This is a genomic window from Pseudactinotalea sp., assembly GCF_048594945.1.
In the GTDB taxonomy this organism is placed as follows: domain Bacteria; phylum Actinomycetota; class Actinomycetes; order Actinomycetales; family Beutenbergiaceae; genus Pseudactinotalea.
Genome location: NZ_JBMDXJ010000126.1, coordinates 1 through 10,295, shown reverse-complemented (window position 1 = coordinate 10,295; position 10,295 = coordinate 1). Strand labels below are relative to the sequence as shown.

The window sequence follows — 10,295 nt, the reverse complement described above, 5'->3', positions numbered from 1 at the left end:
ATGGGGTGGCCCTGGTCGCCGTCGGACCATCGGCATACGAGTGTGTAGAAGCCATCCGCGAGCCCCGCCCCATCACAGATGATGTGCGAGCCGGCGGCGGTCACGCTCACGCGGGCCACGCTGTCGCCCGTGCCGACCGCGTCGAGGCTGAGTTCCAGTCGCGTCGATGGGTGCGGGGCAGTCTCGACCTGCACGCGCAGCTGATCGCTCGGATACAGGATGTCGCGCTCCAGGCTCACGCCCGCCAGGGCGTCCTCGATCTGGGTTCGCACCGCAGGAGCGATGTGTTCAATCAGCGGGGCGAGCGCCCAGGCGTCGTCGTCGACCAGCTCCAGCCGGAAGCCGACCTGGCCCATGCGCCCCAGACGAAACAGGCCAGCGGTCACGACGTTCTCACCCGCCTGCAGAGGTGCCGTGAAGTGATACTCGAAGCCGTCGGCGCTCACACGCGGCGCGAGAGCGTCGGTGTCGATGACGATCTCTCCGTTCACCGCCACGACTGCGCGGGAACTGATGCGCGTGACCAGCCGCCAGCGCACACTCCGCCCCTCGGAGCCGGCCATCAGCCTCGTCGACAGGAAGATCGCCGCCAGGTGGTTGGTCAGGAAGTACTCCCCCCATGACAGAAACTGTTCTGGACGTCGGGCGATGGCCCAGCGGTGCGCCTGGCCCCGGAAGGAGGCACCGTCACCCTCACGCGGCGTCGCTCGAAGCAGGGGGTCGGCCTCCGCGACGATGTCGTCGAGCAGCTCCCCACCGATGTCTGAGCCTGACCGCTCGAAGCGCGTCAACCCCCGGACTTGACTGCTGACATCCTCGTAGAACGGACCGAGTGAGATCCAGGGCGCGATGATCTGGCCCGCACGCAGGTGCCCTGATGCCGCTTCGCCATCTGGTTGGTAGTCCTTCTCGGGCATCCGTCTCGTCCTCGTCTCTCGGCGACCCTTGAGGGCCTTCGTTGGCATCTACACGTGTAGATTCTGTGACGTGTTATCGGTCTTGATATCTGCGGCGGTTCCCGCTCACGGCCCGACACACGCCGCCGTGGCGGTGTCTCATTGCCGGTCGGTGCGACCCAGGGAACGACGCCATCTTGGCGTCTAGCTTGCTTGTCTGTCAAGATGGCTAAACGGGCAAGCGGGCTGAAACGGCGTTGGGCTCTCGTCGCCCGCACCACCCTGGAGGACGGCACGATCCATCATCCGGTCGTGGTCGACCTCGTCGCCTCGGTGGCACTATCCGGCCGGCGAGCTCAGGATTCCCGCGTCAGACGGGGCTCGACTCGAGCGTCGATAGCTCCTCGTGACGGAGCAGCAGCTGGTCCCGGGCGCGCACCAGATGTGCTCGGACCGCCGCCGCTGCTGCCTCGACCTCGGCGCCGGCAACAGCGTCCAGCATGACCTTGTGCTCGCTGTCGATCACCTGGGCGTGGAGCAGGTTCCGATCCTGGACCTGGACCATGCAGATGTGCGCCTCACCCATGATCGTCGCGTGCATCCTGGTCAGGCGCGGACTGCCGGCGGCCTCGACAAGTGCACGGTGCATCGCGACGTCACAACCTGCCATGCCGTCGTGGTCCCCACGGTTCGCGAAGACCATCAGCTCGAGCGCGTGCCGTTCCGCCTGCACGGGGACCGAGCCCGAACGGGCGACCCGGCGCAACGCTTCGACCTCCAGCAGGATGCGAGTGTCGTAGAGATCCCGGATGTCATCAGCGCCGAGGATCGGCGCTCGCGCACTTCGGTGCATAGCCCGCTGCAGAAACCCGTCAGCCACGAGGCGCTCGACCGCAGCCTTGGCGGTCGTCCGGGCAACGGTGAACCTGTCCGCGACGAACTGCTCAGTGAGGACCGCGCCTGGCGCGATCTCACGGTAGATCACGTCGAGTCGAAGCGATTCCGCCACCGCATCGACCAAGGAGACGGCACTCAGACGGCGATCGGCCATGGATGGCACCTCTCCCATCTGCTCGAGAACGCTTGTCTGGCAATCTACCCGCAGGTCGTGTCTCCAGCGAGGCAGATCGTCACAATGGCGCCAGCCTGGCCCGTGCCACCGTCGCCAGCACGAGCGGCACCGGATCGGTCGGGCGTGCAACTCGAGTGGTGCGGCAGCCCTGACGCCCGGGATAGTTGTCCCCGGTGCACGTGTCGTGCTGCGCCCGCCGGCTCGCTAACGTGGCAGCCGATGGTGAGCACCTGATGAGCACGCCCGATGACGCCCGGTTCCGCCCCGGCGACCCCACGCCGGGCGACGACGCCGGGTCCGAGTATGAGGGCACGCCGACGTCCGGCTACATGGCTCCGACGCCGTACGGGGCTCTCGACGAGTCGCCCGAGCCCCAGCCGCAGCAGCCCCAGCCGCCACAGTGGGGCTCCCCTGGCCAGGCGACACCGGCGCAGCAGCCGACCTCGCCCTATCTCAACCATCCCACCGGGTCATCCCGGTACCCCGCGCAGCCGCACGCTCCTGCGGGAGCGCCCAACAGCGCCCGGCGCGGCTGTGCCATCGCGGTCCTGATCGGTGGCGTCGTGATGGTGGTCATCGCCATGATCATCAGCCTCGTCGTCGGCCGCATCTCCAGTGGTTCCGACGACGGCACCGGTACGGCCCCGACCACCACGTGGACCGACCCTGACGCCATCGACGAGACGTGGGTCGTCTCGGTCGAGGACCTCACGCAGGCAGGCCAGGACTCCGCCATCTCACGGAACCCGGACGGCGCGTTCACCGGCACGCGCGTGATCGCCGGGGATGAGTCGTGGGTGATCGCCTGGGAAGACGACGACTACGTCAGGCAGGGCATCGCCGCCCTCGACCCGGTCGACGGCACGGTGCTGTGGGAGCGCCCGCTCCCCCAGGTGGCCTGCGCCGACAGAGAGGTCGACGGCGCGCTGCTGTGCCTCGCGCTGGATAGCGACACCTGGGTCTTCCACCGGATCGACGCCGTCACGGGCGAGGATCTTGACACCACCGACACCGCGCTGGACGACGTCCAGACGGTCCACAGCAACGGCGACGTGCTGATCGCCGTCGGTCCGGCAAACCCCGCCCCGCACGCCACGGTCACCGGGCTCACACCGGACGGCTCCGAGGTCTGGAGCTTCGACATCGCGGACATCGAGAACGCGGACCTGATGTTCGACCACTTCTACGACTCCGACGGCGACCCCGTGCTTGAACGGCCGCGCTGGCGCGACCTCGGCGGAGGGCTCGTGATGCTCTGGGCCACACCCGGCGTCGCGATCATCGACCCCGCCACCGGCGAGACGTTCGTGCACGAGTGCCGTTCGGCCACCCCTGCGCAGGACCACTACTACTGCGTGGTCAAGGAGAAGCTCGAACGCTACGAGCTGGACGGCACCCGCACCTGGACCGCCGCCGGGTTGCGCCCCGCGACGCCCGAGGAGGACTCGGACACCCAGCTCGTCGCTCTCAGCGAGCCGACCACGAACCAGTTCGAGGTCATCCCGATCGACCCCGAGACCGGCGTGGTGACCGGAGCCGCCACGTACAGGTTCAGTCAGCAGCCCGGCGTCTGGACCGGCATCGTGCTGCCGCCGTCGGTCTACGTGGAGCCGGACGCGACGTTCCTCGTAGGCGACCTCGAGGTGGTCGCCCTGGACCCCGAGACCGGCGAGATGATCTGGTCCGTGCCGCTCGATGAGGGCTACCTCGGTGACATGGTCCAGATCGGTGACGTCGCCGTGGTCAACACGGGCGACGCTATCGGGATCGACATGGCCTCCGGCGAGGTGATCTGGGAGCGGAACACCCGTGGCGATGTCGTCCGGATCGGCGACGTAGCGGTCTCCCTCGGCTATGACGAGATCGCCCTGCTCGAGCTGCCCTGAGGCTCACTCCCCCAGCTGCTCCCGCAGCCACGCCAGCGCCACTTCGCCCTGCGCGCGCTGGTACGCCCTCACATGCGGGATGCCGGGTGGCGGGGGCTGCACGCTCGCGTGCACGAAGTAGCCGGCGAGTCCGGCGAGCACGGCCGTGGCCCGGTCCGGGTCGGCAGCCTGCCCGAGCGGGTGTGAGTCCCAGATCGCCGCAGCGGAACCCGCGCCCTCGAGCTCGGCGCTCGGCAGGAAGCAGAGCAGCTCGAGCCAGGGCGCAGCTGCGGTCGCGTACGGCCAGTCGACGAGCAGCAACCGACCACCGGTGCGCACCATGTTGTCCGCTCGCGCATCACCGTGCCCGAGCGCGGTCCCCTCAGCGGCATGGGCCCAATCGGCGCCGACCTCGGCGAGCATCGACAGGTGCTCGGCCACCCACGGGTCCCACGAGCTGAGGTCGGTGCCCTCCGCGTGAGCGTTCGCCCACGTCGGCATCCCTGCAAGATGTCCACCGACCGAGCCCAGCGCATCGGGAGCCGGCACCTCGGCGAGCGTCGTGAACAGCTCGATCGCCGCCGTCAGGTCGTCCGGCTGCCACGGCACGTGCACGGAGCTGTCAGCCGCGTCGAAGCCGAGCGCCACCCAGTCACCGTCGTCCACACTCCACCGCAGCCGAGGCGCCGGCACGCCCTCGGGCAGCACCCCGTTGACCCGCACCTCATCGCGGTACAGCTCGCCGCTGCGCTCGTGGAACGAGCTCGCCACAGCCTTGACGAACGTCCGCTCGCCACCCACCGTCGTCAGTGTCGCCGCCATGCCGGGCGAGTAGCCGCCTTCGTGGCTCTCGACATGCTCGACGGCGGAGCCCAGTCGGTCCTCGATCTCGCCTTGAACATGGGCCGGCAGGGCGGACCAGGCGAGCCTGGTCCTGCTCATCGGGCGGCGAGTTCCTCGCGCGCACCGAGGTGGGCCAGCACCGCGTCCGCGAGTTCGGCGACCGCGGGGATCGTCGCGGCCGCGCCGTCGAGCTCACCCGGCTCTCCGTATCCCCAGCCCACGCCGAGGCAGTCGATACCGTGCTCGGCCGCACCCTCCACGTCGTGGTGCCGGTCGCCGACCATGACGATCTGCGAGGTCGCCGGCACCCGCTCCCCGAGTTCCGACAGGGCGTGGGCGATCACGGTCGCCTTGGTGGAGGGAATGTGGTCCAGCGGGGCGCCGTAGACGCCGTCGACCAGCACGTCCAGACCCCACCTGGAGCAGATCGGCCGCGCGTACACCTCGGGCTTGGAGGTCGCGACGGCGAGCGTGACTCCCTCCGCTCGCAGGCGCTGCAGCTGCTCGGGGATGCCCTCGAACGGCGGCGACTCCCACATGCCGCCGGCCTCGAACTCGCCGCGGTACACCGCGATCGCCTCGGGGATCTGTTCCTCCGGCACCCCGTGCGCGCGGAACGAGACCGGCAACGGCGGGCCGACGAACGAGCGCAGCCCCGTGGGGGTCTGCGGGACCGGAAGACTGAGCGAGGTCAGGGCGGCGCGGACCGACCGCGCGATGCCGGGCGCGGAGTCGGACAGCGTGCCGTCGAGGTCGAGCAGCGCGAGCGGCGCGGTCATGAGGCGCGGTGCTCGCGGATGGCCGCCGCGGCCGCCGGCAGGATCTCCTGCAGATCGCCGATCACGGCGAAGTCGGCGATCTGCACCAGCGGTGCGTCCTGGTCCACGTTCACGGCCACGATCGTGCCCGAGGCCTGCATGCCGCCGTGGTGGTGCGGCGCCCCGGAGATCCCGGCGCCGATGTACAGGCGCGGTGCGATCGTCACACCGGTCTGCCCCACCTGCGCATCGTGCGGCTGCCAGCCCTCGTCCACGCAGTCGCGTGTGGTTCCGATCGCAGCGCCGAGCGCGTCGGCGAGCTCCTCGACTGCGCTGAAGTCACCTTCCGTGCCGCGGCCGCCGAGCACCACCGTGGCCGCCTCGGCCAGTGCGGGTCGCCCTTCGGTGGGGTGCTCGGTCCGCTCGGTCAGCTCGAGCCCTCGCGGCAGCGTCGCATCGACCTCGAGAGGCTCGACGGCGGTGCTCACCGGCGCCTCGGCGGGCGCCGCGGTCACGGCGTTGGCCCGGACGGTCGCGACGGCGACCGGGCTGGTGACCGCGCAGGTCGTCTCCCAGGTGCCGGCGAAGGCCCGCTTGCCGCCGACGACCTGGCCGCTCTCGCCGTCGTCGGCGATCGAGCCGACGTCGATGAGCAGACCGGCGTCCAGCAAGTACGAGGCGTGCGCGGCAACCTCCTTGGCCACGAACGAGGTCGGCAGCAGCACGAGGCTCGCGCCGGTGGCCTCGGCCGCGGTCGCGACGGCGCGACCCGCGACGGCGGCGCTGTGACGGGCGTCGCCCAGGTCAGTCACGAGCGCACGCTCCACGCCGGCCTCGCCGAGGGCGGTCAGCTCGGCATCGGTGAGCGGCACCAGCGACAGCAGCGTGGGCACGCCGACCGTGCGCGCCAGCGTGACGGACTCCAGCACCGGCGCGCGCACGCCCGCCGGCGCGACCACGAGAACGTGACGTGTGCTCACTTGGCGCCTCCCACGAGGTCGTTGTCGATGAGGTACTTCGCCAGCAGCGCGCCGCCCTCGCCGTCGTCGTCGGTGACGATCTCGGGGCCGGGGTGCTCGGGCCGCTGCTCGGCCGCAACCACGCGGGTGCGGGAACCGGCAGCGCCGACCTCGTCGGCACTCAGGCCGAGATCGGCGGGTGTGAGCACGGCGACCTCGGCGCCGCGCGCGGCCATCAGATCCTTCATCTTCGGCAGCCGCGGATCGTTGGCGGTGTCGATCACCGAGACGACCGCAGGCGTGCTGGCGCGCCAGCGTTCGGTCGCGCCGTCGAGCTCCCGGCGCGCCACGAGGGTCTCCCCGTCGAGCGTGAGCTCCTCGACCACGGTCAGCTGCGGCCAGCCCAGCTCGGCGGCGATCAGCGAGGGCACCACCGAGCCCAACCCGTCGAGAGCAGCGAGACCGGTGAGCACCACGTCGACCGGTGCCCCGCCGTCGAGATGGCGAACAGCGGCCGCCAAGGCGCGCGCGGTGGCCACCACATCGGAGCAGGCGAACGCCTCGTCGGTGAGGTGGACCGCGCGGCTCGCGCCCATCGCGAGCGCACGGCGCAGGGCGTCGACGGCGATGCTCGGGCCGAGGCTGACGGCGATCACCTCGCCCTCGGTCGCCGTGGCGAGCTGGAGCGCGGCCTCGACGGCGTTCTCGTCGACCTCGTTGAGCGTGGAGTCGTCGGCGGTGCGCACGGCGGTCCCGCCGTCGGTGAACGCACGCTGGCTCAACAGCTCCGGAACATGCTTGACGAGAACGACCACACGCATGGCAGCAAGCCTGCCACGTTCCTCTGGCCCGACCGGCACCGCACAGGGTCAGCGTCCGCCTGTCGGCCCGTCGGTGCGCGGCTGCGGGCCGCTGAACAACTACATTTGACTGGTCCCGCCCCCAGCCCCGAGGAACGATGACCACCCTGGCCGATCCGACCGTGACCGTGCTCGAGACCACCGAGGCGACGATGCCCGCCGTCCGGTCCGAGCGCTTCGGCGTGCACCTGCAGGGTGACGGCGTGGACGTGGTGGTGAGCGCACCGTTCGCCGACCGTGTCTGGCTGTGCCTGCTGGACGAGGTCGACGGCGATCTGGTGGAGCGCCGGGTGGCGTTGATGCCGCGCCTGCACGGCCGCTGGCACGCGCACGTGCCCGGCGTGCGCGCAGAGCAGCGGTACGGGTTCCGGGTCGAGGGCCCGTGGGACCCCGACCACGGGATGCGGCACAACCCGGCCAAGCTGTTGCTCGACCCCTATGGGCGCGGGATCTCGGGCGGCGTGGCGCTGCGACCGGAGATCTACGGCCACCCGGTCGACGACGACCTGTCGCCGTTGCCTCTCGACGGGCCGGACGAGCGGGACAGCGCCCCGTACGTGGCGCACGGTGTGGTGCTGCCTGATTCGCCCGGTGGTGGTGCAGCGAACCGGCCTGGCACCACGTGGAGCCGAACGGTGATCTACGAGGCGCACGTGCAGGGGCTCACACTGCAGCTGCCCGGCGTGCCCGAGCACCTGCGCGGCACCTACGCCGGACTCGCGCATCCCCAGACCATTGAGCACTTGCGCAGTATCGGGGTCACGGCCCTGGAGCTGCTGCCGATCCACGCGAAGATGACCGAGCCGGCGTTGCAGCAGCGCGGTGTCGACAACTACTGGGGATACAACACGCTCTCGTTCTTCGCGCCCGAGCCCAGGTACGCCACGCGAGCCGCCCAGCAGGCCGGACCGGCCGCGGTGCTCGACGAGGTCAAGGGCATGGTGCAGCTCTTGCACGAGGCCGGCATCGAAGTGCTGCTCGACGTCGTCTACAACCACACCTGCGAGGGCGGCGTCGACGGGCCCACGCTGTCCTGGCGGGGGCTGGACGACTTCGGGTACTACCTGCGTGACGGCTCCGCAGCGCACCGCTACCTCGACGTCACCGGGTGCGGGAACTCTCTCGACTTCCGCAACCACCGCGCCATCCAGCTCACGCTCGACTCGCTGCGGTACTGGGTGCAGCAGGTCGGCGTGGACGGGTTCCGGTTCGACCTCATGACCACGCTCGCGCGGCGCGCCGAGCACGTGGACATGGAGCACCCGCTGCTGGTGGCGCTCGCGAGCGACCAGGTGCTCTCCGGCGCCAAGCTGATCGCCGAGCCCTGGGACCTGGGTCCGCATGGGTGGCAGACCGGGCACTTCCCACCTCCGATCAGCGAATGGAACGACCGCTACCGCGACTGTGCGCGCACGTTCTGGCTGACGGACGCCGCCGCGATCGCGAGCGGCGGGCAGGGCCACGACCTGCGCGACCTCGCCACCCGGCTCGCCGGATCGGCCGACATGTTCGCGCACACGGCGGTGCCGGGCGGTCGCGGCCCCGTGGCCTCGGTCAACTTCCTGACGGCGCATGACGGGTTCACGCTCGCCGACCTGGTCTCCTACGACGTCAAGCACAACCACGCCAACGGCGAGGACAACCGCGACGGCACCGACGACAACCGGTCCTGGAACCACGGCGTCGAGGGCGAGACCGACGACGCCGAGATCCTGGCGGCCCGGCGGCGGGCGCAACGCAACCTGCTCGGGATGCTGTTCGTCTCCGCCGGCACCCCGATGCTGACGGCCGGCGACGAGTTCGCGCGCACCCAGCACGGCAACAACAACGCCTACTGCAGCGCGATCGACGGCTCCGACGACCTCCGGCTCGCGGTCGACTGGCACCTCGACGACGCCCAGCGCGATCAGCTCGCCACCGTGCAGCACCTCGCGGCGCTGCGACGCGATCATGTGGTGCTCCGGCCGTGGCGATTCCGCCGCCCCGACGAGTCCCGCTCCGGCCGCCCGACGCTGATGTGGTTCGAGGAGTCGGGCGAGGCGATGAGCCTCGACGTGTGGCACGACCCGCACCGGCGGGTGCTGCAGAAGTACCGTGTGAGTCCGGACCCGACAGACCGCGACGTGTTGGTGGTGATCAATGGGGCGCCCAACGAGGTCACGGTCACGGTGCCGAGCGTCGACCAGCGCTTCGAGCTGGTGTGGGACTCCGCGTGGGAGCGCCCCGAGCAGGGTGATCGCGTGCAGGTCGCCGCCGGTCAGTCCTTCACCGCTCCCGGGATGAGCCTGCGCATCTACCTGACAGCCTGACCCACCCACAGTCTCCCCGGGCGCCCCACTCGGCCGCGATGGTGAAGCATCCGGCGAGGTGCCGCGGCGAGTCAGGCTCGCGCCGTTAGGGTGCTGAGACATGGCAGAGGTCGACGTCGTCGTCATCGGAGCCGGCCTCTCGGGCCTCGTCACCGCGACCGAGCTGGTCGCCCGTGGGAGGCGCGTCACGCTGCTCGACGCCGAACCCGCGGCCTCGCTCGGCGGGCAGGCGTGGTGGAGCTTCGGCGGGCTGCTGCTGATCGACTCGCCCGAGCAGCGGCGCCTGGGGATCAAGGACTGCGCCGACCTCGCGCTCGCGGACTGGCTGGCCTCCGCCGGCTTCGCCGAGGGTGCTGACCGTGGCGAAGGGCCGGACCGGCACGGCTACGCGTGGGCGCGCGCCTACATCGACCTCGCGGCGGGTGAGCTACGACCCTGGCTGCGCGAGAAGGGTGTGCGGTGGTTCCCACTCGTGCAGTGGGCCGAGCGTGGCGGCCACGAGGCCCACGGCCGCGGCAACACCGTGCCCCGGTTCCACGTCACCTGGGGCACCGGGCCGGGCGTGCTCGAGCCGTTCGTCCGAGCGGCGCGAGATGCCAGGGCGGCGGGCACGCTCGAGGTGAGATTCCGCCGTCGGGTCACCGAGATCGTCACGACCGACGGTGCCGTGACCGGCGTGCGCGCGGACGTGCTCGCGCACTCCTCGGCAGCGCGCGGCCACGCCAGCAACCGC

At 70.8% G+C, this 10,295-nt stretch carries 9 protein-coding genes; 3 read left to right on the top strand and 6 right to left on the bottom strand.

The features are described 5' to 3' along the window. Positions 1-917, bottom strand: a 917-nt coding sequence (locus ACOJSN_RS06020; RefSeq protein WP_420111604.1) for a hypothetical protein, incomplete at its 3' end; no start/stop codon positions are given. Between the two features lie 349 nt (positions 918-1,266). Then, on the bottom strand, positions 1,267-1,947 hold the full coding sequence (locus ACOJSN_RS06015) for a GntR family transcriptional regulator (RefSeq protein WP_420111603.1): 681 nt from the start codon (positions 1,945-1,947) through the stop codon (positions 1,267-1,269). 254 nt (positions 1,948-2,201) lie between these two features. Between ACOJSN_RS06015 and ACOJSN_RS06010 the strand changes: the two genes are divergently transcribed. Next, positions 2,202-3,854 (top strand): PQQ-binding-like beta-propeller repeat protein, encoded by a 1,653-nt coding sequence (locus tag ACOJSN_RS06010; RefSeq protein WP_420111602.1) that lies wholly within the window; start codon positions 2,202-2,204, stop codon positions 3,852-3,854. Positions 3,855-3,857: 3 nt separating this feature from the next. On the opposite strand, the gene ACOJSN_RS06005 is transcribed toward ACOJSN_RS06010, so the two are convergent. From ACOJSN_RS06005 to ACOJSN_RS05990, 4 genes are read right to left on the bottom strand one after another with little or no spacing between them, the layout of a single operon-like run. Next, entirely contained in the window at positions 3,858-4,775 is a 918-nt protein-coding gene (locus ACOJSN_RS06005) for an aminoglycoside phosphotransferase family protein (protein WP_420111601.1), read from the bottom strand. Further along, positions 4,772-5,455 carry an HAD hydrolase-like protein gene (locus ACOJSN_RS06000; protein ID WP_420111600.1) on the bottom strand — a complete coding sequence of 228 codons (684 nt, stop codon included), beginning with the start codon at positions 5,453-5,455 and terminating at the stop codon, positions 4,772-4,774. The genes ACOJSN_RS06005 and ACOJSN_RS06000 overlap by 4 nt, the downstream gene beginning before the upstream one ends. After that, positions 5,452-6,414, bottom strand: a complete 963-nt coding sequence (locus tag ACOJSN_RS05995) for an electron transfer flavoprotein subunit alpha/FixB family protein (protein ID WP_420111599.1) — start codon at positions 6,412-6,414, stop codon at positions 5,452-5,454. The genes ACOJSN_RS06000 and ACOJSN_RS05995 overlap by 4 nt, the downstream gene beginning before the upstream one ends. Next, positions 6,411-7,214: an electron transfer flavoprotein subunit beta/FixA family protein gene (locus tag ACOJSN_RS05990; protein WP_420111598.1), complete on the bottom strand. Its 804-nt coding sequence runs from the start codon at positions 7,212-7,214 to the stop codon at positions 6,411-6,413. The genes ACOJSN_RS05995 and ACOJSN_RS05990 overlap by 4 nt, the downstream gene beginning before the upstream one ends. 137 nt (positions 7,215-7,351) lie before the next feature. Here ACOJSN_RS05990 and glgX point away from each other — a divergent pair, with 137 nt between their 5' ends. Further along, positions 7,352-9,562 (top strand): glycogen debranching protein GlgX, encoded by a 2,211-nt coding sequence (glgX, locus tag ACOJSN_RS05985; RefSeq protein WP_420111597.1) that lies wholly within the window; start codon positions 7,352-7,354, stop codon positions 9,560-9,562. A gap of 100 nt (positions 9,563-9,662) precedes the next feature. Then, the coding region (locus ACOJSN_RS05980; protein ID WP_420111596.1) for an FAD-dependent oxidoreductase at positions 9,663-10,295 on the top strand (633 nt) is incomplete at its 3' end.